This is a genomic window from Amycolatopsis viridis, assembly GCF_011758765.1.
Classification (GTDB): Bacteria; Actinomycetota; Actinomycetes; order Mycobacteriales; family Pseudonocardiaceae; genus Amycolatopsis_E; species Amycolatopsis_E viridis.
In genome coordinates this window covers 3,350,087-3,374,104 of record NZ_JAANOU010000001.1, presented here as the reverse complement: position 1 = coordinate 3,374,104, position 24,018 = coordinate 3,350,087, and the positions used below count along the sequence as shown (strand labels likewise).

The 24,018-nt window shown below is 71.8% G+C and carries 24 protein-coding genes; 15 read left to right on the top strand and 9 right to left on the bottom strand.

Going from position 1 to position 24,018, the window contains the following annotated elements; translation table 11 throughout:
- Positions 1-14: 14 nt before the first annotated feature.
- The 5 genes from FHX46_RS16775 to FHX46_RS16755 all read left to right on the top strand — a co-directional run bounded on the left by FHX46_RS16775 (position 15) and on the right by FHX46_RS16755 (position 5,382).
- Positions 15-377, top strand: a complete 363-nt coding sequence (locus FHX46_RS16775; RefSeq protein ID WP_167115686.1) for a DUF1622 domain-containing protein — start codon at positions 15-17, stop codon at positions 375-377.
- A gap of 133 nt (positions 378-510) precedes the next feature.
- Positions 511-1,035, top strand: coding sequence for a hypothetical protein (locus FHX46_RS16770; RefSeq protein WP_167115684.1), 525 nt, complete (start codon positions 511-513; stop codon positions 1,033-1,035).
- A gap of 47 nt (positions 1,036-1,082) precedes the next feature.
- Complete coding sequence (locus FHX46_RS16765; protein ID WP_167115681.1) at positions 1,083-1,919, top strand: DUF4097 family beta strand repeat-containing protein; 837 nt, start codon at positions 1,083-1,085, stop codon at positions 1,917-1,919.
- Positions 1,920-2,355: 436 nt separating this feature from the next.
- Positions 2,356-4,017, top strand: a complete 1,662-nt coding sequence (locus tag FHX46_RS16760) for an MFS transporter (RefSeq protein WP_167115676.1) — start codon at positions 2,356-2,358, stop codon at positions 4,015-4,017.
- Between the two features lie 144 nt (positions 4,018-4,161).
- Positions 4,162-5,382 (top strand): acetyl-CoA C-acetyltransferase, encoded by a 1,221-nt coding sequence (locus FHX46_RS16755; protein ID WP_167115673.1) that lies wholly within the window; start codon positions 4,162-4,164, stop codon positions 5,380-5,382.
- A 108-nt stretch (positions 5,383-5,490) separates the two neighbouring features.
- Here the strand turns inward: FHX46_RS16755 and FHX46_RS16750 are convergent, their stop codons facing one another.
- Genes FHX46_RS16750 through FHX46_RS16740 form a run of 3 tightly spaced genes read right to left on the bottom strand, consistent with a single transcriptional unit; the run spans position 5,491 to position 7,617 of the window.
- A complete protein-coding gene (locus FHX46_RS16750) occupies positions 5,491-6,042 on the bottom strand; it encodes a nuclear transport factor 2 family protein (protein WP_167115670.1) in 552 nt (183 codons plus the stop codon).
- Positions 6,043-6,068: 26 nt separating this feature from the next.
- The gene (locus FHX46_RS16745) at positions 6,069-6,815 is read right to left on the bottom strand and encodes an SDR family NAD(P)-dependent oxidoreductase (protein WP_167115667.1); all 747 of its coding nucleotides are present in this window, start codon (positions 6,813-6,815) and stop codon (positions 6,069-6,071) included.
- A 31-nt stretch (positions 6,816-6,846) separates the two neighbouring features.
- Positions 6,847-7,617, bottom strand: coding sequence for an SDR family NAD(P)-dependent oxidoreductase (locus FHX46_RS16740; RefSeq protein ID WP_167115664.1), 771 nt, complete (start codon positions 7,615-7,617; stop codon positions 6,847-6,849).
- A 421-nt stretch (positions 7,618-8,038) separates the two neighbouring features.
- Between FHX46_RS16740 and FHX46_RS16735 the strand changes: the two genes are divergently transcribed.
- From FHX46_RS16735 to FHX46_RS16720, 4 genes are all read left to right on the top strand, one after another.
- Positions 8,039-9,250, top strand: a complete 1,212-nt coding sequence (locus FHX46_RS16735; RefSeq protein WP_167115662.1) for an ABC transporter substrate-binding protein — start codon at positions 8,039-8,041, stop codon at positions 9,248-9,250.
- 85 nt (positions 9,251-9,335) lie between these two features.
- The gene (locus tag FHX46_RS16730; RefSeq protein ID WP_167115653.1) at positions 9,336-10,193 is read left to right on the top strand and encodes a branched-chain amino acid ABC transporter permease; all 858 of its coding nucleotides are present in this window, start codon (positions 9,336-9,338) and stop codon (positions 10,191-10,193) included.
- A 1-nt stretch (position 10,194) separates the two neighbouring features.
- On the top strand, positions 10,195-12,009 hold the full coding sequence (locus tag FHX46_RS16725; protein ID WP_208400173.1) for a branched-chain amino acid ABC transporter ATP-binding protein/permease: 1,815 nt from the start codon (positions 10,195-10,197) through the stop codon (positions 12,007-12,009).
- Positions 12,006-12,743 carry an ABC transporter ATP-binding protein gene (locus FHX46_RS16720; RefSeq protein ID WP_167115648.1) on the top strand — a complete coding sequence of 246 codons (738 nt, stop codon included), beginning with the start codon at positions 12,006-12,008 and terminating at the stop codon, positions 12,741-12,743. The genes FHX46_RS16725 and FHX46_RS16720 overlap by 4 nt, the downstream gene beginning before the upstream one ends.
- Before the next feature lie 41 nt (positions 12,744-12,784).
- Here FHX46_RS16720 and FHX46_RS16715 read toward each other — a convergent pair whose 3' ends face one another.
- From FHX46_RS16715 to FHX46_RS16705, 3 genes are read right to left on the bottom strand one after another with little or no spacing between them, the layout of a single operon-like run.
- Positions 12,785-13,603 (bottom strand): SDR family NAD(P)-dependent oxidoreductase, encoded by an 819-nt coding sequence (locus tag FHX46_RS16715; protein ID WP_167115646.1) that lies wholly within the window; start codon positions 13,601-13,603, stop codon positions 12,785-12,787.
- Positions 13,596-14,072 (bottom strand): nuclear transport factor 2 family protein, encoded by a 477-nt coding sequence (locus tag FHX46_RS16710; RefSeq protein WP_167115645.1) that lies wholly within the window; start codon positions 14,070-14,072, stop codon positions 13,596-13,598. The genes FHX46_RS16715 and FHX46_RS16710 overlap by 8 nt, the downstream gene beginning before the upstream one ends.
- Positions 14,069-14,974 carry an LLM class F420-dependent oxidoreductase gene (locus FHX46_RS16705; protein ID WP_243871288.1) on the bottom strand — a complete coding sequence of 302 codons (906 nt, stop codon included), beginning with the start codon at positions 14,972-14,974 and terminating at the stop codon, positions 14,069-14,071. Before FHX46_RS16705 ends, FHX46_RS16710 begins: the two co-directional genes overlap by 4 nt.
- Positions 14,975-15,061: 87 nt before the next feature.
- Between FHX46_RS16705 and FHX46_RS16700 the strand changes: the two genes are divergently transcribed.
- Both FHX46_RS16700 and FHX46_RS16695 read left to right on the top strand, forming a co-directional pair.
- Complete coding sequence (locus FHX46_RS16700) at positions 15,062-15,811, top strand: SDR family oxidoreductase (RefSeq protein WP_313886165.1); 750 nt, start codon at positions 15,062-15,064, stop codon at positions 15,809-15,811.
- Between the two features lie 13 nt (positions 15,812-15,824).
- Complete coding sequence (locus FHX46_RS16695; protein ID WP_167115639.1) at positions 15,825-16,349, top strand: nuclear transport factor 2 family protein; 525 nt, start codon at positions 15,825-15,827, stop codon at positions 16,347-16,349.
- A gap of 19 nt (positions 16,350-16,368) precedes the next feature.
- Here FHX46_RS16695 and FHX46_RS16690 read toward each other — a convergent pair whose 3' ends face one another.
- Positions 16,369-17,985, bottom strand: a complete 1,617-nt coding sequence (locus FHX46_RS16690) for an AMP-binding protein (protein ID WP_313886164.1) — start codon at positions 17,983-17,985, stop codon at positions 16,369-16,371.
- Positions 17,986-18,171: 186 nt separating this feature from the next.
- Between FHX46_RS16690 and FHX46_RS16685 the strand changes: the two genes are divergently transcribed.
- Positions 18,172-18,810 (top strand): TetR/AcrR family transcriptional regulator, encoded by a 639-nt coding sequence (locus tag FHX46_RS16685; RefSeq protein ID WP_167115633.1) that lies wholly within the window; start codon positions 18,172-18,174, stop codon positions 18,808-18,810.
- On the opposite strand, the gene FHX46_RS16680 is transcribed toward FHX46_RS16685, so the two are convergent.
- Both FHX46_RS16680 and FHX46_RS16675 read right to left on the bottom strand, forming a co-directional pair.
- Positions 18,800-19,555 carry a CoA-transferase subunit beta gene (locus FHX46_RS16680; RefSeq protein WP_167115629.1) on the bottom strand — a complete coding sequence of 252 codons (756 nt, stop codon included), beginning with the start codon at positions 19,553-19,555 and terminating at the stop codon, positions 18,800-18,802. The genes FHX46_RS16685 and FHX46_RS16680 overlap by 11 nt on opposite strands.
- Positions 19,552-20,433, bottom strand: a complete 882-nt coding sequence (locus FHX46_RS16675; protein ID WP_167115626.1) for a CoA transferase subunit A — start codon at positions 20,431-20,433, stop codon at positions 19,552-19,554. Before FHX46_RS16675 ends, FHX46_RS16680 begins: the two co-directional genes overlap by 4 nt.
- Before the next feature lie 173 nt (positions 20,434-20,606).
- Here FHX46_RS16675 and FHX46_RS16670 point away from each other — a divergent pair, with 173 nt between their 5' ends.
- Genes FHX46_RS16670 through FHX46_RS16660 form a run of 3 tightly spaced genes read left to right on the top strand, consistent with a single transcriptional unit; the run spans position 20,607 to position 23,926 of the window.
- The gene (locus FHX46_RS16670) at positions 20,607-21,347 is read left to right on the top strand and encodes an SDR family NAD(P)-dependent oxidoreductase (RefSeq protein WP_313886163.1); all 741 of its coding nucleotides are present in this window, start codon (positions 20,607-20,609) and stop codon (positions 21,345-21,347) included.
- A 12-nt stretch (positions 21,348-21,359) separates the two neighbouring features.
- Positions 21,360-22,316, top strand: coding sequence for an alpha/beta hydrolase (locus tag FHX46_RS16665; protein WP_313886162.1), 957 nt, complete (start codon positions 21,360-21,362; stop codon positions 22,314-22,316).
- Positions 22,313-23,926, top strand: coding sequence for a flavin-containing monooxygenase (locus tag FHX46_RS16660; RefSeq protein ID WP_167115620.1), 1,614 nt, complete (start codon positions 22,313-22,315; stop codon positions 23,924-23,926). The genes FHX46_RS16665 and FHX46_RS16660 overlap by 4 nt, the downstream gene beginning before the upstream one ends.
- Positions 23,927-24,018 lie beyond the last annotated feature (92 nt).

The window sequence follows — 24,018 nt, the reverse complement described above, 5'->3', positions numbered from 1 at the left end:
GACCGAGGACCACCATGGAGTTCACCGAAGTCATGGAGACCGTGGGCACCGCGGTCGATGCCAGTGGTGTCGCGGTCATGGTCGTGGGTGCGGTCATCGGTTCGGCCGGCTTTCTGCGCCGGCTGGCCGCCCGAGAGGAACTGACCGGGAGTTATCGCCGGTACCGGCAGGGCCTGGGACGGGCGATCCTGCTCGGGCTGGAGTTCCTGGTCGCCGGGGACATCATCCGGACCGTCGCGATCTCCCCGACCTACACCAGCGTCGGGGTGCTGGCGGTGATCGTCGCCGTGCGCACCTTCCTCAGTTTCTCCCTGGAAGTCGAACTCGAGGGGCGCTGGCCCTGGCAGAAACGGCGCCGTGCGCAGGAGCCCGGGTGAGGTTAAGCCCGCCCGGAGCTGCCCCTTGTGACGCCACCGCGGCGCGGGGTGGACCGCCTTCGACCAGCGGGACGATGCGTGGCGGCGCGGCGCGTTGATTGCCGCCCCCTCACCGGTGTGCCAGCATGGCGCCATGGACTTGACGCCGTACGTCGACAACCTCCGTCACGAGCTCGTGGTGGCGGCCGAGGCGGGGGGCGAGGACGTGCGCACGCTCGCCGAGCGTCTGATCGCGCCGCTCGAGTCCGCAGCCCGGCTAACGTTCCTCAACATCCTCTCGGCCGCGGCGGACGAAATCACCCGTGACGTCGCGCCGGGCTCGGTGGACCTGCGCCTGCGGGGGCTGGACCCGAGCTTCGTGGTCACCCTGCCGCCCGAGACCTCCCTCGAGGACGCCGGGGAGCGCGGCTCCGGCGAGCCGGGCAGCGGCACCGCCGCGCCCGCCCCGGCGAGCGCCGAGGACGGCGCCACGGCGCGGATCAACTTCCGCCCGCCGGAGCAGCTCAAGACCCGGATCGAAGAGGCCGCCGCACGGGAAGGGCTTTCGGTCAACGCGTGGCTGGTCCGGGCCGTCTCGGCCACGCTCCAGTCAGGTGCGCGCGCACCCGAACGCCGTGCTTCCCGAGCCGGACAGCGCTTCTCCGGCTGGGTCCACTAGCGCGACCGCTCACGACCCCACGACCAGCACCCGGAGGAGAACCACGAATGCCCGCCTTCGACACGCCCGAGCCGATCACCGTCGCGGTCGATCTCCTGGCGGGCGAGGCGAGGTTCGTCGCCAGCGACCGGGTGGACACGGTGGTCGAAGTCCGGCCGGGTGACCCGGACAGCGAGGCCGACATCCGGGCGGCCGAGCAGGCCCGCGTCGAGTACGACCGCGGCCGGCTCGTGGTCAAGGCGGCGAAGCCCGGGTTGTTCGCGCACGGCGGTGCGCTCGACGTGCGGGTCGCTCTTCCCCTCGGTTCGGACGTCCGCGGCAACGCGGCCTCGGCGGCGTTCCGCAGCACGGGCCGGCTCGGCGAGTGCCGGTTCAAGACCGCGACCGGTGACGTCCAGCTCGATGCCACCGGATCGCTGCTGGTCGAAGTCGGCCGGGCCGATGTCAGTGCCGAGTGTGCCGATGGCCGGGCCGAGATCACCGTCGGGTCCGGCACCGTGCGGCTCGGCGAAGTGCACGGTCCGGTGGTCGTCCGCAATGCCGGTGGCGACACCTGGATCGGCCGGGCAGGCGCGGGGGTGCGGGTGCACGGGGCGAAGGGGACGATCATCGTCGACCACGCCGAGGCTGCCGTGGAAGCGAAGACCGGCCACGGGACGATCCGGGTCGGGGAGGTGCGCCGCGGCCCGGTGGTGCTCGAAACCGGTGGCGGCGACGTCGAGTTCGGCGTCCGCGAAGGCACGTCGGCGCGGGTCGACGTCAGCACCCGCAACGGCCGGGTGGAGAACCTCCTCACTGCCTCAGACGGACCGCGTGCCGGCGTCGAGACGGCGGAGATCCGGGCGCGGACGTCGGCCGGGGACATCGTCATCCGCCGCGCCTGACCGCCCGGCGGCACGGCGGACAGTGCAGCCGCCGAGGATCATCCGCGGTCCGGGGCGTGGCCGGCCCCGGCACGGTTGAGTGACGGGCGTCGTGACCCTGGATCTGGTGGGCTCGGTGGCGAGGGTCCCTGCTCGCCCCGGGTCCATGGTCCTGGTGCCACTTTCGGTGTCATCGTGGCGCCAGATTTCATCCCGCTGTCCCGGGTCTCCTGGGGTTGGCTCTACCCCGTCGCACGTCAGGGCCCTGTCGGTCCGGAATCTCGGTAGCTGCGGGCGTGACACCGGATGCGAGATCCGCTCTTGCTGCTTGCTATGGAGCCACCATGGTGCCATTATGGCGTCACAATCTGATGGGCTGGCGCCAGACCGTCGCGACGCAGGAGTGGCGCCACGTCAGTCATCCGGGAGTTTTTCCGCAGGACCAAGGAGTCGAGGAATGGGAGAACGAGTGGGCGGCAAGACCCGCGGACGTGAGTCCGCCGGCGGGGCGGACGCCGAGGTGAAAGCCCCCGTCACGGCATGGCTGAGCCTCCTCGCCGTGGCGCTCGGCATCATGGTGGTCCAGCTGGACGGCAGCGTCGTCTCGGTGGCGAATCCGACGATCGCCACCTCGCTCCACGCGAGTCTCGAGGGAATCCAGTGGGTGACCACCGGCTACCTGCTCGTCCTCGCCGGCCTGCTCATCCCGGCCGGGCTGGTGGCCGACAAGATCGGCCGCAAGAAGGCGTTCCTCATCGGCATCGGCGGGTTCTCCCTCGCCTCGCTGCTCTGCGGCCTGTCCGGCTCGATCGACATGCTGATCGGTGCGCGGGTGCTGCAGGCGGTCTTCGGCGCCATGCTCGGCCCGGCCGGGCTGGCCGTGCTGCGGGCGGCGTTCCCCCCGGAAAAGCTGTCCACGGCGTTCGGCTGGTTCGGTTCGGTCTCCGCCGTCGCGCTGGCCGGTGGCCCGATCCTCGGCGGCGTCCTCGTGGAGTACGCGAGCTGGCCCTGGGTCTTCTACATCAATCTGCCGTTCGGCATCGTCGCTGTGCTCGTCGGCGTGTTCGTGATCAAGGAGTCGACGCAGCGGGTGCCGCAGCGGCTCGACCTGCCCGGCGCGATGTCGCTCACCCTCGCGCTGGTCACCTTGATCTGGGGGGTCACCCGGGCGCAGTCCAGCGGCTGGTGGTCGGTGAACACCCTGGGCTTCATGGGGCTCGGTGTCGTGCTGCTGATCGTGTTCCTGATCATCGAAAACCGGAGCAAGGCCCCGATGGTCCCGCTGAGCCTCTTCCGCATCCGCTCGTTCTCGATCGGCTGCCTCGTGACCATCGTGACCATGTTCGCCTTCTTCGCGATCCTGTTCTACCTGACGTTCTACCTGCAGGGCGTCCAAGGGAAGAGCGCGCTGATGGCCGCGGTCGCGTTGCTGCCGCTGACGCTGGTCTTCACGGTTGCCTCGCCGGTCGCCGGCGCCGTGACCGGCCGGCTCGGCAACCGCGGCACGCTCCTGCTCGGAGCCGCCTGCACCACAGCTTCGCTGCTCCTCCTGCTGCGCCTTGGTGTCGGATCCGGCACGGTGACGCTCGCGCCGTCGCTGGTGCTGGCCGGGTTCGGCGCCGGGTTCATGATGATCCCGGCCATCGAAGCGATCGTCGGCAGCGCACCGGTCGACAAGGCCGGGGTCGCCTCCGGGATCCAGCAGTCGACGCAGCAGCTGGGCGGCACCCTCGGCATCGCGGTGTTCGGCAGCCTGCTGGCCTCGGTGGTCTCGGCGAAGTTCGGTGGGGCGCTGGCGGCGGCGTTCGGTGGTGACACGGATGCGGTGGCGCAGGTCGCGGGCAACGAGCAGCTGCGCAAGAGCGTCGAGCTCGGTTTTCCGCCCGCCGTGCAGGACGCTCTGCGGCAGCAGATGACGCAGAGCGGCCTGGATTCCGGTGACGTGCAGCGCTTCGTCGGCACGGTGAGCCACGCGGCGCACGAGACGTTTCTCAGCGGCATGCACCAGGTCTTCCTGGTGGCGGCCTGCTGCGCGGCCGCGGCCGGCCTGCTGTCGCTGCTGATCCGGGCCAAGAAGGCGGACGCGGCGTCGGAGGACGTCCTGGAGAGCGCCCGCTGAGCCGCTCCGGCCAGCCAGCGGACTTCCCCGCACCGGGTGGGGAAGTCCTCTGCTCGCGCGCAGTCCGCACCCGTTGTCCTTGACGAACGGCCCGTACCCGAATTAACTTGACCAATCGCTTGCTTGTTCAATTTGGGAGGGTCCATGCCTGAAGCCGTGATCGTCGCCGCCACGCGGTCACCCATCGGCCGCGCCGGCAAGGGTTCGCTGCGTGACCTGCGCGCCGACGACCTGCTCGCCCAGGTCTTCGAGGCCGCGCTGAAACAGGTGCCCGAGCTCGACCCGGCGACCATCGACGACATCATGGTCGGCTGCGGCCAGCCCGCCGGGGAACAGGGTTACAACCTCGGCCGCCAGCTCGCCGTCGCCGCGGGGCTCGACACCGTACCCGGCACGGTCGTGCACCGCTACTGCGCGTCCAGCGTCCAGACCACCCGCATGGCGCTGCACGCGATTCGCGCCGGGGAAGGGCACGTGTTCGTCTCGGCCGGTGTCGAGACCGTGTCGCGCTACGGCAGCGGGAAGTCCGACGGCATGCCCGGCACGCACAACCCCCGCTACGCCGACGCCGAGGCGCGCACGGCCGCGCGGTCGGCGGCCGGCGCACCGCCGTGGCAGGATCCGCGTGCGCTGGGCCTGCTGCCCGACCCGTACATCGCGATGGGACAGACCGCGGAGAACGTCGCGCAGCTGCGCGGGGTGTCCCGGCAGCGGCAGGACGAGTTCGCCGTGCGCAGCCAGCACAACGCCCAGCGCGCCATCGCCGCCGGGTTCTTCGCGACCGACATCACGCCCGTCGTGACCCCCGACGGCACCACGGTCACCGCGGACGACGGGCCGCGTGCGGGCGTCACCCTGGAGTCGGTCGCCGCGCTCGAGCCGGTGTTCCGGCCGGGCGGAACGGTCACCGCCGCCAATTGCTGCCCGCTCAACGACGGCGCCGCGGCGCTGATCGTGATGTCCGCCGACCGGGCGCGCGACCTGGGCATCACGCCACTCGCCCGGATCGTGTCGACCGGGGTGTCGGCGCTCTCGCCCGAGATCATGGGCCTCGGGCCGGTGGAGGCGGTGCGCCGGGCGCTCGCGCACGCCGGGATGACCGTCGCCGACCTCGACCTCGTGGAGATCAACGAGGCGTTCGCCGCGCAGGTGCTGCCGTCGTGCGACGACCTGGGGATCGATCTGGACCGCGTGAACGTCCACGGTGGCGCGATCGCGCTCGGCCATCCGTTCGGGATGACCGGTGCGCGGATGACCACCACACTCATCAACGGTCTGTGCGCGGTCGACGCGCAGACCGGTGTGGTCACCATGTGCGCGGCCGGTGGCCAGGGGATGGCGCTCGTGATCGAGCGCCTGTCGTGAGCCCGGGCCGGCCTGCCCGCCCTCTCCGGGCGGGCAGGCCGGTCCGCCCGGCACCGCCCGCGCGCGGCCCGGCCCACCACCCCACGGGAGCGCCGGCAGGTCCGGCGGCTACCGTTCCCCCGCCGGGGGCCGTGCGCTTCCGGCGGTCGCGGCCCGGCGGGTCAGCAGGTACACCGGATCGCCGGCATCCCGCCTGCCGCGCGGGCCTTCGCCCTCGGGGGCGAGCTGCGTGCCCACCGTCGAACGGGTCCACTCCCGCACGGCGAACCGCTCGACGATCGCCCAGCGGCCGTCCCGCTTCTCCAGGTGGTCGACGTAGCGGAAGCCGCTGACGAAGTTCCGCCGCGGATCGGCGGCGGGCTCACCCCAGTGCACGGCCGTCCCGTAGGTTTCGGCGACCGCGTGTGTCCCGTACACCTCGGCGAGGTGGTTGCCGACGAGGTGCATCGTGCCGGTGTAGGTGGCGAGCAGCGGCCGCACCCACTCGACGTAGTCGTCCACCGGTCCGTCGAAGCCGGTGTGGTGGTCGATCGCGCCCGGGTGGTAGGCCGAGCGCACGAGGTCGAAGTCGAGCCGGTCCACGCCGCGGCAGTACCGCAGCACCACGTCGTGGATCGCCCACCGGTCCCCGGCGGCATCGGTCACTGCGCCGTCGGTCATTGCGCTGTCGGTCACTGCGCCGTCGGTCACTGGGTCACCGCCCACCCGCCGTCGACGGGCAGGTAGACGCCGTTGACGTACGAGGCGAGCGGGCTGAGCAGGAACAGGGTGGCCCAGGCGATGTCGTCGCCGGTGGCCATGCGGCCCAGTGGGTTCTTCGCGAGCGAGCGCTGCCCGACCTCGCTGGCGGCGAACCCCCGCAGCCGCGGGGTGTCGGTCATCCCGGGGGCGATCGCGTTGCTGCGCACCTCGCCCGCGCGGTAGGTCGCGAGGTGCCGGGTGTAGCCGGCGATGCCCGCCTTCGCCGCGCAGTACCACGCCGAGTCGGTGCCCATGAGGTTGCCGGCGACCGACGACACGTTCACCAGTGCGGCGCCCTCCGGTACGCCGGCGGACAACCACGTCTCGGTCACCAGCTGGACGCTGCCGACGGCCATCCGCACCCCCTCGTCGAAGCCCAGGCCGCTCGCCGACGACGGGCCGGCGTTGTTGACGAGGTACCGGATGGTGCCGAGTGCGCGGCTCGCGGCGAAGCCGCGCTCGACATCCGCGGGTACGCAGACGTCGGCGGTGACGGCGAGTGCCGTGCCGCCCGCGTCCCCGATCCGCTCGGCGGTCGCGGTGACGGCCGAGCGGTCGAGGTCCCACGCGGCGACGGCGAGGCCCAGTTCGGCCGCGCGGAGTGCGACGGCCTGGCCGATCCCGCTGCCGGCGCCGGTGACGACCAGGACCTCGCCCTGGGCGAATCCGAAGTGGATGGTGTTGTTCGGCATGGATGCTCCTCTCGTCACGCGTGCATGGTGGTCAAACGCCGTACCCGCCGTCGACGTCGAGCTTCTGCCCGGTGATGAACCGGGCGCGGTCGGAGGCGAGGAAACAGACGGCCTCCGCGATGTCCTGCGCCCCGCCGAAGGTGCGCAACGGGATGTTGCGGCGGGTGACCTCCAGTGCCCGCTCGTCGAGGTCGCCGCTGGCCATCAGTTCGGCGGCCATGCCGTCGGTGAGCATCCCGGGACCGACGCAGTTGACGCGCACCCCGAACCGGCCCTCCTCGGCGGCGAGCGCCCGCGCGGTCGCTTCCACGGCGCCTTTGGGGCCCGCGGACAGCCCGTCCCGGACGGGGTAGCGGCGGGTGGCCGCGGTGGTGACTGCGACGATCGAGCCCTTGCTCGCCCGCAGGGCGGGCAGCGCGGCGTGAGCGAGGTTGAAGAACGCCGCAGCCTCACCGCCCAGGTGGCGGGCGAACCGGTCCGGGTCGACCACCGACAAGTGGATCTGGGGGATGTGGGGTCCGGCGGCGTGCACGACGGTGTGCACGGCGCCGAAGCGCTCGGTGACGCTGTCGAGGTAGGCGTGAGTCGCGGCGGCGTCGGTGAGGTCGAGCCGGTCGGCGACCGCCGGGCGGCCGTCGGCGGCGAGTTCGGCCGCGAGGGTTTCGGCGCGCTCCCGGTTCCCGTGATACGTCAGTGCGATCCGGCTTCCGCGGGCCGCGAGCGTGCGGCAGATCGCCGCGCCGAGCCCGCCCGTCCCGCCGGTCACCACTGCGGCACCGGGCCTGCCGTCGAAGTCCTTCATCGTCCGCCTTCCGTGGCCATCGAGACAAGCAAGCGCTTGGTGAGAATAGGTGGTGCACCGCCGCCGGTCAACGCTCGTGCGCGTGGCTCCGGGATCGGGCGGGAGCGCGGAGTGCGGGAGTCCGCGGGGAGCGGTCCGGCCGTGGGTGTCCGGGTGGCTCCGCGTCGTGACGGTTCGCTGGGCTCCGGCGGCGGCGAGGAGCCTGCGCCGCTGGTCCACCGATCGTTCCCGGCCTCGCGCTCAGCTCGCTCCGCACCCGGTGGATCCCGCACCGGAAGCGCTCGTGATCTGCGACTTTGTATTAGCCAAGCGCTTGCTAGTTTGGCCGCCGGGTTTGCTTGACGGGGTGATGGGGCTCATCTACGCTCTCCTGCCAAGTAGCAAGCGCTTGGTTGTCCCTTTCACTGTCGAAAGTTGGGTCATGAACAGACATGTTCTCGTGCTGGGCGCGGTCGTCTCCAGCGCTGCACTGGTGCTCGCGGGCTGCGGTGGCACCGCGTCCTCGGGAGGCGGCGCCGGAGATCCTTACCGGGTGCTCGTCACCGGTGGGCTGAGCGCCCAGGGTGTGCTCGCGACGAACTCCAAGACCTCGGTCATCTCGGCGCAGGCGAGCGCCGACGAGATCAACAAGACGGGCGGTATCGCGGGCCGCCGCATCGAGGTGACCGTGGTGGACGACGGGGGCGACCCCACGACCGCGGTGACCAAACTGCGGGAGGCGATCGCGAAGGGCAAGCCGGACCTCTACCTCAACTCCGGCCCGTCCGTCATCGCCTCGGCGACGCTGCCGATCCTGCAGCAGAACAAGATCCTCTCGTTCAACATCGGCCCGACCAACGAGTCCGCCGATCCGGGGAAGTTCCCGTTGAACTTCGACCTCTCACCGTCGCCCACCGACTACGCGAAGGGCTTCATCGCCCACGCGAAGGAGAAGGGCTACCAGAAGATCGGCATCCTCTACGGCAGCACGAGCTACGGCGCCAGCTTCGTGCGGGAGATGCACCAGGCCCTCACCGCGGCCGGCCTGCAGGTGGTCGGGGAGCAGCAGTTCGACGCGAAGGCGCTCGACATGACGCCGCAGCTGCAGAACCTGCGCGGCTCCGCACCGGACGCGATCGCCATGACCGCTTACGGCGCACCCGTCGGCTACGTGCTGAAAAGCCTTGCCAAGATCGGCTGGACCGTGCCGGTGCTCGGTGACACCGCGGTGTCCGCCACCAGCCTGGTGTCGACCCCTCCGCCGGACGGCGTGCTCGGCACGGACCAGGTCGCGAACCTCATGATGGAGGTCTTCGACAGCACCGTGTACGACCCGGCCGACACCTCGGTGAACACCGCCGTGGCGGCGATGAAGGCCAAGGCCGAGGGCGGGGTCATCCCGTCCACTCTGATCAACGCCTACAACTACGACGCCCTTGCCCTGGTGGCCGCGGCAGCCGCCGACGTGGGCAAGGCCGACGACCCCGGCGCGATCGCGAAGGCGATCGAGAAGCCGGAGGTCCTGGCCAAGGCGAAAACCGCCATCCTGCACGACTACCACTACAGCGCCACGTCGCACTCGCCGAACGCCACGGCGGATGCGTTCGTCTTCATCAAACCCAGCCCGCTCGACAGCGGCCAGTTCCGGCCGTGACCGGCCCGTCCGTTCGCCTCGCCCGCCCGTCCCGCCGGGACGGGCGGGCGAAGTCCCCTTTCCCACGCGGAAGGTTCGAGCTCCGATGACCCTGATCTTCGGTGGACTCGCGCTGGGCGCGGTCTACGCGTTCGTCGCCATCGGCTACAACATCGTCTTCATCTCGTCGAAGACCTTCAACTTCGCGCAGGCGCAGCTGATCATGATCGGCAGCTTCGTCGCCTACACCGGGCTGGTGACGCTGCACCTCCCGGCGCCGATCGTGGCGCTGCTGGCGCTCGCGGTCGTGTTCGTCGTCGCCGCGATCGAGGAGCGGGTCGCCATCCGGCCGCTGAAGGACCCGCACGCGGTGCTGGTCACCACCCTCGGCGCGTCGGTGCTGCTCGACGGCGCCGCCCAGCTCATCTGGGGCACCCAGCCGCTGCCCGTCCCGTTCTTCGGCGGCGACGGGGTGCTCACGATCCTCGGCGGCCGGGCCTACCCGGTCGAGCTCGCGCTCGTCGTGGTCGCGGTGCTGCTGGTCCTGCTGCTGACCTGGGCCAGCAGGCGCTTCGTCCTCGGACTCGCGCTGCTCGGGATGTCCGAAGACCGCGAGGCCGCGATGCTGCGCGGGGTGAACGTGCGACGGCTGGTGTTCGGCTCGTTCGCCTGCGCGGGCGCCCTCGCCGGGGTGCTCGGCCTGTTCGTCGGACCCGAGACCTACGCCGTGGCGACCCTCGGCACGGCGCTGGCGCTCAAGGGGTTCGTGGTGCTCGCGATCGGCGGGTTCGGGTCGATTCCGGGCACCCTCGTCGGCGGCCTGATCGTGGGCCTCGTGGAAGCGCTGGCGAGCCGCTACTTCGGCGGCGAGTTCGCGACGATCGCCGTGTTCGCCGTGTTCATCACCATCCTGATGGCCCGTCCGGCCGGGCTGTTCGTCCGTACCCGGGAAAGGGCGGTCTGACATGCTGACTGTGTGGCGAGCGCTGCGGGCGGTGCCCAGCTGGGTCCTGCCCCTCGCGCTCGGTGTCGTCGTCGCGCTGCTGCCGCTCGGCGGGCCCGGCTTCTCGTTCTCGCGGCAGATCACCCTCGCGTGCATCCTCGCGTTGCTCGTGAGCGGGCTGAACCTGAGCCTGGGGTTCGCGGGCGAACTGGCGGTGGGACAGGCCGCGATGTACGCGGCCGGCGCCTACACCGCGGGACTCGTGTCCAAGGCCGGCGTCACGGACATCCTCGTGCAGCTGCTGGCGGGTGGGGTCGTCGCGTTGCTGGTCGGTCTGATCACCGGTGTCCCCGGGCTCCGGCTGGGCAGCTGGTCGCTGGCCATGACGTCGTTCTTCCTCGTGCTGCTCGTCCCGGACCTGCTGACGATCTTCGCCGGCGCCACCGGCGGGCGCAACGGGCTCAGCGGCATCGAACCGGCCACGCTGCTCGGCACGCCGCTCACCACCGACGACCTGTACCTGGTGATCGTCGTGGTGACGATCCTGTGGTTCGGCGTGCTGCGCAACATCGTGGTGTCCCGGCACGGCGTGGCGTTCCGGGTGCTCAAGCAAAGCCCGGTGCTGGCGTCGTCGATGGGCATTTCGGTGTTCCGGATGAAGCTGCTCGCCTACGCGCTCGGTGCGCTCCCCGCCGGTCTGGCCGGTGCGCTCTTCGCGAACGTCGACCTGTACATCTCGCCGGAGGGGTTCGGGTTCGTGCTCGCCACGACCGTGCTGGCGGCCTCGATCCTCGGCGGGTCGGCGAGCGTGTACGGCGCGGTCGTCGGCGCGGCGATCATGCAGTTCGGGCCCAACCAGGCCACCGAGTTCCAGCAGTACGCCCTCGTGTTCACGGGTGTGTTCCTGATCGTCGGCGGGGTGCTGCTCAAGGGCGGGCTCGCGAACCTCGGCAAGCGGCTCGTCACCTGGCTGGACCGGGCGGCGAACGTCCGGTCCGGACCCGCCGCGCCGGCGGATGCCGGGTTGCCGCCGGTCAGCGGTGCCACGCTCGCCGTCGAGGATGTGTCGAAGGCGTTCGGCGGCAACCAGGCGCTCAAGGGCGTCACCCTGCACGCGCGCCCGGGCCGGGTCACCGCGCTGATCGGTCCCAACGGCTCCGGCAAGACCACCCTGCTCAACATGGTGTGCGGCTTCTACCGCACCGACGCCGGCACGATTTCGGTGGGGCGTAGGCAGATCCACGGCCTGGCGCCGCACGAGGTGGCCCGCGCCGGGGTGGCCCGGACGTTCCAGACGCCGAACATCCCCGAGGGCATCACCGTCCTGGAGGCGGTCATCTCCGGCCGCTACACCGCGCACCGCGCGTCGATCCTGTCCGCGGTGTTCCGCGGCCCCCGCTTCCGGCGGGTGCGGCGCGAGGACCGGCTGGAGGCGGAGCGCGTGCTCGCCCTCGCGGGCATGACCGGGCTGCGTGACGTGGAGGCCGCGTCGCTGCCGCTGGGCATGCGGCGGCTGCTGGAGGTCGTGCGGGCGCTCATCGGCGGCGGTGGCGTGCTGCTGCTCGACGAGGCGGCGTCCGGATTGGACGAGGACGAGATCGAGCGGCTCGCCGGGCTGATCCGGCGGATCCGGGACGCGGGCGGCACGGTGGTGCTCGTGGAGCACAACTTCCGCCTCGTGCTGGATCTCGCCGACGACATCGTCGTGCTCGCCCACGGCCAGGTGATGGCTTCCGGCCCGCCGGAGGTCATCGAGAACGACCCGCGGGTCGCGAGCGAGTACCTCGGGATCGAGGGCGAGGCCGACCTCGCCGGAGCGCAGGGAGAGCAGGCATGACGACGGCGGAGCCGGTGCTGCGGGTGCGCAACCTCGCCACCGGGTACGGCGACCTGCGGGTCGTGTGGGACGTGTCGTTCGACGTCTACCCGGGGCAGCTGACCGTGCTGCTCGGCCGCAACGGGGCGGGCAAGACCACCACGCTGCGGGCGGTGTCCGGCCTGAACAAGGTCACCGGCGGCACGGTCACGCTGTCCGGGGAGGACGTCACGAAGGCCGCGCCACACCAGCGCGTGCGCCGCGGCATGGCGTACGTGCAGGAAGGCAAGCGGGTCTTCCACTCCCTGACGGTCGAGCAGAACCTCGTGATGGGCGGCTACACCCGGCGGATGAGCCGGTCCGCACTGGTGCGGGAGGCCGGGTGGATCTACGAGCTGTTCCCCGTGCTCGGGCAGAAGCGCGGACTGCCGGCCGGCAGCATGTCGGGCGGGCAGCAGCAGATGCTCGCGATCGGCCAGGCGCTCATGGCCAACCCGTCCCTGCTCCTGCTCGACGAGCCCTCGGGCGGTCTCGCGCCGGTGATCGTGAACGAGGTCATGGCGCGGGTCGCCGAGCTCAAGGAGACCGGGCTCGCGATCGTGCTGGTGGAGCAGGCGGTCGAGGCGTCGGTCCGGGTGGCCGATCACGTGGTCGTGCTCGACATGGGCCGGCTGGTCTTGTCCTCGCCCGCGGCGGAGCTGACCGACCTCGACCGCCTGCGCAACGCCTACTTCGGACGGGTCCCGGCGGAATGACCGGCACGAGGTGGTGCCCGGGAACCGGGCACCACCTCGTGTCAGGGCCGGCCGGGCAGGTTCGTCCACCCCTTGCCGTCCGCGCGCCCGTACCAGCCGGACGCGGCCAGCGTGCCGCCGTCGACGGGCAGCGTGTGGCCGGTGATGAAGCGCGCCTCGTCGGAGGCGAGGAACCACACCGCCGCGGCGTAGTCGTCCGGGTCGCCGAACCGGCCCATCGGCACCCACGACCGGATCAGTTCCGGATCGCGGCCGCGCAGCATGGCCGCGGCGGGGGTCTGCGGCGTGTCGGCGAGGTCGGGGGCGATGGCGTTGACCCGCACACCGTGCCGCCCGGCCTCGACGGCGAGGCTGCGGGTGAACGCCACGACGCCCGCGTTGAACGCCGAGTAGACGGCCTTGCCCGGGATGCCGCGGAACGCCTCCACGGTCGCGTTGTTCACGATCGCGCCGTGCCCCTGGCCGATCATCGCCGGCAGCAGCGCGTGGGTCATCGTGAACACGTGGTGCAGGTTCAGCTCGTACAGGCGCCGCCACTGGTCCGGGGTGGACCGGTCGAAGGTCCACGCCACCGGGCGGAAGTCCCCGACGTTGTTGACCAGCACGTCGACCCGGCCGCCTGCCGCGGTCAGCGCGGCCTCCGCCGTGGCGGTCACGACCGCGTCCTCGGTGATGTCGCCGGGGACGACCACGCACCGCCCGCCCGCGGCCTCGATGTCGCGGCACGTGGCCCGCGCGGCGCCGGCGTCGATGTCGTTGAGCACGACGAGGTCGCCGGCCGCGGCGAACCGGCGGCTGACGGCACCGCCGATGCCCAGCGCCCCGCCCGTGACGACGCAGACCCGTGGCCGGTCAGGCATGGTCCCTCCGCGCTCGTTCCTGCCACCGGTCCGGGGTGTAGGTCTGGACCCAGTCCAGGTGCAGTTCCCGGCGGGTGAAGCGCCAGCCGTCGCCGGTCCGGCGGTAGCGGTCGAGGTAGCGCAAGTACCACGTGACGACCACCTGATCGCCCGCGGGGTCCGGGCCGAGGTGGTGGGCGACCGCGGCCAGCCGTCCGCTCGCCTCGCCGGGGCCGCCGTCGAAGACCTGGCCGACCAGCGCGTGCTGGGTGCGGGTGAACGCCTCGACGGCGTGCAACGCCTCCGCGATCGCCGCCCGTCCGTCGCGGACGACGACGGGCCGCAGGTCGTCCGGCGGGGACGGGATCGCGAGCACGGCGTCCTCGGTGAACAGCGCGGCGGCCGCGGCGAAGTCCCGGTCGTCCACGGCTGCGGCGTACCGCGCGACGAGATCGGCGAGTTCCATCCGATCCTCGGTGGTGAGCGTCATGACGCGAGTCCGAGTCGCTGCGCGCACGCGGACAGTTCGTCCCGCACGGCGGAGAGGTCGTCGCTGGGGGACGGTTGCAGCACCAGCCGGTCCGCCCCCTGCGCTGCCAGCGCCCCGGCCTTCTCCGGGGTGACGGCCCGCACCGAGTGGCCGAGCGTCACTTCCAGGGCGTCCGGATCACGGCCGGCCAGCTCGGCCTCGCGGCGCATGAGGTCGAGGAGTTCCCGCAGCCGCTCGCCGTCGACCCCGATCGGCTGCAGCCCGTCGCCGCGCCGTCCGGCACGCCGCGCGGCGGCCCGGCTGTGCCCGCCGATGTGGATCGGGACGCCACCGGGGCGCGCCGGTTTCGGGTAGGTCATCGCACCGCGGAACGTGAAGAACTCCCCATCGTGGTCGGCTCCGGTGGGGGAACGGTCAGTCCACAACAGGCGCAGTACGTCGATCTGCTCGTCGGCGCGCCGCCCGCGGGTGCCGAACTCCGCACCGCAGGCCTCGATCTCCTCCCGCATCCAGCCGACACCCACGGACAGCCGCAGCCGCCCGCCGGAGAGCGCATCGAGCGTCGCGGCGCGTTTGGCGAGCACGACGGGATGGTGGTTGGGGAGCACGAGGACGCCGGTCGCGAGCTCGACCCGGCTCGTGTGCGCGGCGAGGAACATCAGCAGGTCCAGCGGGTCGGGGATGTCACAGTCGTCGGCCAGCTCCATCTTCCCCGAGCTGGCGTAGGGGTAGACGCTGGAATACCGGTTCACCACCACGGTGTGCTCGACCGCGACGATCGAATCGAAGCCGCATTCCTCGACGTGCCGGGCGAATCCCGCCATCCACTCCGGACGGGCGGTCACCCCCGCCGCCACCGGCGCCATCACGGCGTACTCCATCAGAAAGACCTCCCAGGTCATCGACTCCTCACCGAACCTAGCATTTGTTTGGTTTTCCACGCTAGGATGGAGGTTGGTGACGAATCGAGCGGCAAGGGGGACGGGGAAGTGACGATCGAACTGGGCCTGTCGGGCAAGGTCGCTCTGGTGACGGGAGGTGCGCGCGGCGTGGGCGCCGGCATCGTCGAGACCTTCCGCGCCGCGGGCGCGGCCGTCGAGACGTGTGGCCGCAGCGACCGGGACGGGGTGCCCGGCTACACCCGGGTCGACGTCCGGGACGAACAGCAGATCGCCCGCTGGGTCGAGGAGGTCGCGGAGCGGCACGGGCACATCGACATCGTCGTCAACAACGCCGGCGGAGCGCCGTTCAGCGAGTTCGCCGGCGCCTCCACGCGGTTCCACCGCCGGATCGTCGAGCTGAACTTCCTCAGCGCGGCCTACGTCGCGCACGCCGTGCACCCGGTGATGTGCGCGCAGGACGAGGGCGGGGTCGTCCTCAACATCACCTCGATCAGCGCGCGCCGCGCGAGTCCCGGCACCGCGGTCTACGGTGCGGCGAAGGCGGCGCTGGAGAGCCTCACCCGCAGCCTCGCCGTCGAGTGGGCGCCGCGCGTGCGGGTCAACGCGATCAGCGCCGGGCTCGTCGCCACGCCCGGCGCGACCGATCACTACGGCGACGCCGAGCAGGTCGCGCGCATCGCCGCCACCATCCCGCGCGGAGTCTTCGCCACGCCCGCCGACGTCGGGCAGGCGTGCCTCCTGCTCGCCACCGACCTCGCCGCGCACATCACCGGCGCGGTGCTCAACGTCGACGGCGGGGGCGAGTGGCCCGCCTTCCTGCAGCACGCACCGAGATGAGGGGTGAGCGCGCATGTCCGTCGCCGACCGGCTCGACCGCCTGGAATCGATCGAGGAGATCCGCCGGCTCGTGAGCACCTACGCGCTCGCGCTGGACTCCCGTGACGTCGATCGCCTCGTGTCGCTGTTCGTCCCCGACGTGCGCGTCGCCGGCGGTGGCACCGGTCGGGAGGCGCTCGCCGCCTGGTTCGGCCCGGTGCTGCGCCCGTACGGGGTCACGTTCCACCTGATCGGCAACCACGTCATCGAGTTCACCGACGCCGACCACGCCACGGGTGTGGTGTACTGCCGTCCGGAGCACGAGGTCGGCGACGAGTGGATCGTCATGCCGATGCAGTACTGGGACCGCTACGAGCGCACGCCGGAGGGGTGGCGGTTCCGCAGCCGCACCGTGCAGCCCTTCTACGCGGCCGACGTGCGGCACGGCCCGAACGAGGCCGGGGGCCGGTTCCACTTCCCGGGAAACCCGCTGGTCGACTCGGCCACGCTGCCGGAGAAGTGGCGGTCGTGGCAGGAGTTCTGGGCCGGCGGCGCCTGACCGCCGGCCCAGAACCGCCTCACGCCCGCTGGGCGGCGCGCAGTTCGGTTTTGAGGATCTTGCCGCTGGCGTTCTTCGGCAGCTCCGCGCGCACCACGATCTCGCGCGGCACCTTGAAGTTCGCCAGCCGCGCCCGGCAGTACTCGATCAGCTCCGCCACGCTCGGGGTGGCGTTCCGGCGCGGCACGACGAACGCGAGCGCCACCGATCCCATCCGCGGGTCCGGTTTCGCGACGACGGCCGATTCCGACACGTCCGGGTGGGACGCGAGCACGTTCTCCACCTCCGCCGGGTAGACGTTGAACCCGCCGACGGTGAACATGTCCTTGATCCGGTCGGTGATCTGGAGGCATCCGTGCTCGTCGACCCTGCCGATGTCGCCGCTGTGGAACCAGCCGCCGGCGTCGATCGCCGCAGCCGTGGCGCGCTCGTCCTCGAAGTAGCCGAGCATGACGTTGCGACCGCGGATCAGGACCTCGCCCTCCTCGCCGGCCGGCACCTCGCGGCCGTCGGGGTCGGCGATCCGCACCTCCATGCCCTCGACCGGTGGGCCGGTGGTCTCGGCGAGGTGTTCCGGGTCCTCGCCCGGCCGGGACTGCGTGACGACGACGGCCTCGGTCAGGCCGTACGCCTGGCTCACCGAGTCGAACCCCAGCTCGTCGCGCATCCGCCGGAACAGCGATCGCGGCACGGTCGCCGCGCCGGCCACCGAGTACCGCAGCGACGAGGTGTCGTACTGGTGCAGCCGCGGGTGGTCGAGCAGCGACGTGAACAGCGTCGGCGGGCCCGGCAGCACGGAGATCCGCTCGGCCTGGATGAGCTCCAGCAGTGCCTCGCTGTCGAACGCGGCGACCGGGTAGATCGTGGTGCCTGCGGTGAGCGAGGCGATCATGCCCGCCTTGTAGCCGAAACCGTGGAAGAGCGGGTTGACGACGGCGTAGCGGTCGCCGGTGCCCAGCCCGGCGCGCTCGGCCCAGATCCGGGCGACGTCGATCGTCTGCCGTTGCGCGCTCAGCACCCCCTTGGGCACCCCCGTGGTGCCCGAGGTGAACATGATGTCGCAGATGTCGTCCGGCGTGACGGCGGCCACCATGGCCGCGAACCGGTCCTCGTCGACGCCCCGTCCGCCCTCGGTGAACCCGGCCCAGGACAGCACGTCCCCGTCGGAGGTCGCGGCGCCCAGGTCGACCACGGTGTGCAGGTGCGGCAGGCCGGGTACCGGGCCGTGCCCGGCCGGGCCCGGCAGCTCGGCGGCGGCGGCGCGGAGCATGCCCAGGAAGTCGGTGCCGAGGAAGCCGCCGGCGAGCACGAGTGTGGCAGCGCGGGACCGGGCGAGGATCGTCGCGGCCTCGTGACCCCGGTACCGGCTGTTCAGCGGCACGACCGCGGCGCCGATGGTCTGCGCGCCGAGGACGGCCAGCACGAACTCCAGCCGGTTGGGGGCCCAGACCGCGGCCCGGTCGCCCCGGCGCAGCCCGCGTTCCGCGTACGCGCGAGCCGTGCCGGTCACCTGCTCGGCCAGCTGCGCGTAGGTGATCCGGACGTTCCCGTCGACGACCGCCGGCTGGTCGGGATGCCTGCGCGCCACCTCGGCGACGAGGCCGGGGATGGTCATCGGGGTGTCCACCGTGCCCACAGCTCTCCTCCAAAACGACCAAGTGCTTGCTAGGTATACTAACGGCGGGGGTGCGGCGGGGCCAGACCCAAACCGCCCGGATCGCTCCCGCGGGGCAGGTCGTGCCAGCCGTGCCGGCCCGACTGTGGCAAACTTCGGAAAACCAATCGCTTGGTGTGGAGTTCGCGACTGCGGGAGGGAAGCGAGATGGCGACGAGGACCCGTCGGGGCAGCGCCAAACGTGCGGCGGGCCCGGCCGGCGGCACCAGCGGCTCGGACCGCCGGGACGAACTGCTCGGCATCGCCGCGGCGCTGTTCGCCACCCGCGGGTACGCCGAGACCACGGTCCGCGACATCGCGGACGAGGCCGGCATTCTCTCCGGCAGCCTCTACCACCACTTCAGCTCCAAGGAGGCGATGCTCGACGAGATCCTGCGCGGGTTCCTCACCGACCTGCTCGACCGGTTCAACCGGATCGAGCGGGAGTTCGAGGACCCCCGCCAGGCCCTCGACGAGCTGATCGCGGCATCGTTCCAGTCGATCTCGACCACCCCGCACGCCGTCGCGCTCTACCAGAACCAGGTGGACACGCTGCTGCGGCAGCCGGGCTTCGAGTACGTCGGCGAGTGCAGCCGCCAGGTCGAAAAGGCGTGGCTGCGCGTCCTGCTCGCCGGTCAGAAGGCCGGGGTGTTCCGCGAGGACGTCGACATGAACCTGATGTACCGGTTCATCCGCGACACCGTGTGGTCCACGGTGCGCTGGTACCGCCCCCGCGGCAAGTACAAGCCGGAGGCGGTGGCCAAGCAGTACCTCGACGTCCTCTACGGCGGTCTCCTCACGAGCTAGGCCGAACCTCCTGGTCCCGGCTGCCTGCGGGATCGAGAACCTCGCGGATCAGCCGCAGCTCCTCCGCGGTCGGCAGCCGGGTCGTGGTCGCGCCGGTGGTGTCGAGCTCGAACCCGGTGTTGCGGACCACGTCCGCCACTGCGACCCCCGGGTGCGCCGAGCGCAGCCGCAGCCGCCCCGCCGCGTCGTAGTCCAGCACCGCCAGGTCGGTGATCACCACTCCGAGGTCGTGGAACCGCCCGGCGCCGCCTGCCCGCGCCCGGTCGTGGCCGACGCCGCACACCACGTCCACCCGGTCGACGAAGACCTTCACCGAGTGCCGCGGCACCCAGTAGTCCGTGCGGTGGTTCACCGTGTTGCCGGGCGCGCCGCGCACGCCGATCAGCTGGCGCTTCGGCCGCCGCCAGTCGCCGATGAGCGAGATGTTCTGGTTGCCGTACCGGTCCAGCTGGCTCGCGCCCATCATGCTGTGCCGGCGGCCGCTCGCGACGATGTCGAAGATCCGCCCGAACGGTATCCAGCCCTCGATCACGCCGCCGTCCTCCGCCGTCGCACCGGCCGGCGGCGGGCCGGCCAGGAGGAACGCCTCGCCGTCGGACAGGACGAGGTCCGGGTTGTGGGTGAGCCGGGCCAGCCGTGCGCCGATGGTGGGCACGACGCCGACGGCGTGGGCCAGCACCTCGCCCGAGTCGCGCCACGCGTCCGCGCACGCGACCGCGCAGATCTCCGCCCTGGTGACCGTCATGCCCGGGACTCCTGACGTGGTGCCGCGTGGTCGTGGAAGCGCGCCACGGCCGCCTGGTAGTCCTGCTCGCCGCCGTCGAGGAACGTCCGCGCGAAGCCCTGCCACGCTTCGGGGTCCTTCGCGGCGGCCGCGTAGTGGGCCTGGAACGCCTCGTCGCGGTCGTAGTCGGGCACGCACGAGGTGAAGTGGGCCCCGCGTGGGGTCTCGACGACCCCGGTCGTGTACATCCGGCTGAACAGCAGGGTCTGCGCCGGCGCGTGGTCGAGCAGCCGGCCCGTCGGGACGATCTCCTCGCAGCTGACGTAGCAGGCTCCGGCGGCCATCGCGTACAGGTCGTCGAAGTAGGGGTCCGGGCCGAGGTACTGCACGTTGCCGACGGGATCGGCCCGGTTGACGTGCACGAGCGCGACGTCCAGGGGCAGGGCGGGCATGGCCACGTACTCCTCGTCGGCGTAGGGGGAGGCCACCGTCCGCAGCCCGGGGTTCATCGTCAGCACGTCGGAGCCGAGCCCGGCGCGGATGGGCAGGAACGACAGCCGGTTCGCCGCCGCGCGCAGGCCGGTCACGAACATGCCCTCGTCGTACTCCGCGGTCTCGACCGCACCGCTTTCGCGGGCGGCGCGGAAGTGCGGGTCGAGCGGGATGCTGTCCAGCGACACGAACCCGTACACGAGCTTGCGCACCTTGCCCGCGGCGCAGAGCAGTCCCACCTCCGGTCCGCCGAGTGTCACGACCGTCAGGTCGGTGACGGGGCTGCGCAGGAGCGCGCGGACGAGCGCCATCGGCTTGCGCCGCGACCCCCAGCCGCCGATCCCGATGGTCATCCCCGACGTGACGCGCGTGGCGAATTCGTCGAGGGTCAACGTCTTGCCGGCCATGCCGCGGATCGTATCCGGGTGACCAAGCAATTGATAGGTAGATCAGGTGCCGGCCGCGGGGAGCGGCGAAGCGGCGTCCGGTGACACGAATCTCGCCCCGCGATCCGCGAGCGTGTATGGTCTCCACACCAAGCGCTTGCTCGACAATCGGTACGACGCGAGGGATGTGGAACGTGACGGAGCAGCTGGTGGATCTGCGGGACAAGGTCGTGTTCGTCACCGGGGCCGCGCAGGGACAGGGCGCCGAGCACGCCCGGACCATGGCGCGCCTGGGTGCGCACGTCGTCCTGGCCGACCTCGACGAGAACGCCGTCGCAGCCGTCGCGGCCGAACTCGGCGCGAAGACGCTCGCCCTGGCGCTCGACGTGAGCAGCAGGACCGCGTGGGCCGAGGCCGTGCGCCGCACCGGGGCCGAGTTCGGCCGCCTCGACGTGCTCGTCAACAACGCGGGCTACTACCGCAAGGCGCCGCTCGCGACGATGGACGAGGCGTACCTCACCCGGACCCTCGGCGTCAACCTCGTCGGCCCCATCCTCGGCATGCAAGCGGTCCTGCCGCTCATGCGCGAGCGCGGCGGGTCGATCGTCAACATCGCGTCCACCGCGGCCGTCATGGGCTTCGGCGGCGGGCTCGGGTACAGCGCGTCGAAATGGGGACTGCGCGGCGCCAGCCGGTCGGCCGCCAAGGAGCTCGGCGAGTTCGGCATCCGCGTCAACTGCGTGTGCCCCGGCGCGATCGACACGGCGATGATCTCCGAGCGCACCCGGTCCGGCCTCGGCGCCGTCGCCGGCCAGCCGATCCCGCGCGTCGGCACGCCCGCGGAGGTCGCCGCGCTCGTCGCGTTCCTCGCCAGCGACGCGTCGAGCTACTGCACCGGTCAGGAGTTCGTGATCGACGGCGGCCAGACCGCCTGAGGGAGGAGCAACGTGTTCGATGCGGAGGTCTCCGCGGTCATCCAGGCCCTCGACACCGGGTTCCCGCCCATCGAGGAGATGACCGGCGCGCAGGCACGCGCTGCGATCGCCGCGCGGCGCCAGCCGGTGCGCAACCTCGACGACGTGGCCCGCACCGAGGACCGCGTGCTCGCCGGGCCGGGTGGTGACCTGCCGGTGCGCGTGTACTTCCCGCACCGCGCCGGTGACGAGCCGCGGCCGGTGGTCGTGTTCTGCCACGGCGGCGGGTTCGTGTTCTGCGACATCGAGTCGCACGACGGGTTCTGCCGGGAGATGTCCGCCGGCACCGGGGCCGTGGTGGTGTCGGTGGACTACCGGCTGGCGCCGGAGCACAAGGCGCCCGCGGCCGCGGACGACGCGTACGCGGCGCTTCGCTGGGCCGCTGCGCACGCCGCCGAGCTGGGCGGTGATCCGGCGCGGGTGTTCGTCGCCGGGGACAGCGCGGGCGGCAACCTCGCCGCGGTCGCGTGCCTCACCGCCCGCGACGAGGGCGGTCCCGCGGTGGCCGGGCAGGTGCTGATCTACCCGGTGCTCGACCCGTCCTGCGACACCGAGAGCTACCACCGCTACGCCACCGGCTTCGGCAACACCAAGGCCCACATGGAGTGGTACTGGCGGCAGTACCTGCCCGGCGACGGCATCCCGGAGCCGCGGCACCGGATCGTGCCGTCCGCCGCGGACACCCTGCGCGGCCTCCCGCCCGCGATCGTGGTCACCGCGGGCCTCGACCCGCTCGCCAGCGAGGGCCGGGCGTACGCGGACGCGCTCGCGCGCGACGGTGTGCCGGTGACCCACCGGCACTACCCGGGCCTGTTCCACGGCTTCCTCACCATCGCGACCCTCCAGGCCGCCCGGTCGGCCCGTGCCCTGCTGTGGCACGACCTGCGGGACCGGATGCACGCCCCCACAGCACAAGGAGAAGCGTCTTGACCAGCAACACCCCCCATCCGGTGCGCGACGTCCTGATCGTCGGCGCCGGGTTCGCCGGCCTCTACGCGGTGCACGCCTTCCGCCGCGCCGGGCTCGACGTCGTGTGCCTCGAAGCCGGTTCCGACGTCGGCGGCACCTGGTACTTCAACCGCTACCCGGGTGCCCGCTGCGACGTGGAGAGCGTCGACTACTCGTACTCCTTCGACGAGGACCTCCAGAACGAGTGGGTGTGGAGCGAGCGGTACGCCACCCAGCCGGAGATCCTCGCCTACATCCACCACGTCGCCGACCGGTTCGACCTGCGCCGGCACGTCCTGCTGGAGCGCCGGGTCACCGCCGCCCGCTTCGACGAGCACGCATCGCGGTGGACGGTGCGCACGGCGGGCGGGGAGGAGCACCGCGCGCGCTACCTGCTCTTCGCGACCGGTTCGCTGTCGGCGCCCAACCGGCCCGACATCCCCGGTGCGGACGAATTCGCCGGTGACACCTACTTCACCGCACGCTGGCCGGAACCCGGCCCGTCGCTGGCCGGCAAGCGGGTCGGCGTCATCGGCACCGGCTCGTCGGCGATCCAGTCGGTGCCCATCCTCGCGCGTGAGGCGGACTCGCTGACGGTGTTCCAGCGCACCGCGAACTACAGCGTGCCCGCGCTGAACCGGCCGCTGACCGACGAGGACCAGCGGCGCATCCGCGCCGAGTACCCGGCTCGTCGCGCCAAGGCGCGCGCGAGCGGCGGCGGGTCGCCGCACGAGTCCTACCCGAAGCGGGCCGTCGAATGCACCCCGGAGGAACGGGAAGCCGCGCTGGAGGCCGGCTGGCGCAACGGCGGTGTGCTGTTCGGCAAGACGTTCCCCGACCAGTTCACCGACATCACCGCCAACGACTACGCGCGCGAATTCGCCGAGCGCAAGATCCGGGAGATCGTGCGGGACCCGGTGACCGCGCGGGATCTCATCCCGACCGACCACCCGATCGGCACCAAGCGGATCTGCACCGACTCCGGGTACTTCGAGACGTTCAACAAGGACACGGTCGCGCTGGTCAACCTGCGGCGTGAGCCGATCACCCGGATCACCCCGCGGGGCGTGGAGACGACGGCCGCGCTGTACGAGCTCGACGTGCTCGTCTACGCCACCGGGTTCGACGCGATGACCGGTGCGCTGACCCGCATCGACATCACCGGTGCCCGCGGGAGGAGCATCACCGAGGCGTGGGCGGACGGCCCGGTCACCTACCTCGGCGTGCAGATCCCCGGGTTCCCGAACCTGTTCACGGTCAACGGCCCGGGTGCGCCGTCGGTGCTGTCGAACATGGTGCTCACGGCCGAGCAGCAGGTCGACTGGCTGGTCGGCCTCCTCCAGCACGCCGACGGCGCCGGCGCCACCCAGGTCGAGGTGCGTGACGACGCCGCCGTGAAGTGGACCGACCACGTGCAGCAGGCCGCGGACGCCACGCTGTTCCCGCGCGCGAACTCGTGGTACCTCGGTGCGAACATCCCCGGCAAACCGCGCCGGTTCATGCCCTACGTCGCCGGGCTGGGCGCCTACCGGCAGCGGTGCGAGGAGGTCCGCGAGGACGGCTACGAGGGGTTCGTGTTCACCACCCGCTGACGCCGGGTGCGCCCCGGCGGCCTCCGCTGTCCAGACCAAGCGATCGCTTGGATCAAGTGTTGACGGCCACCGCCCGGCGTCTAGAATCAAGC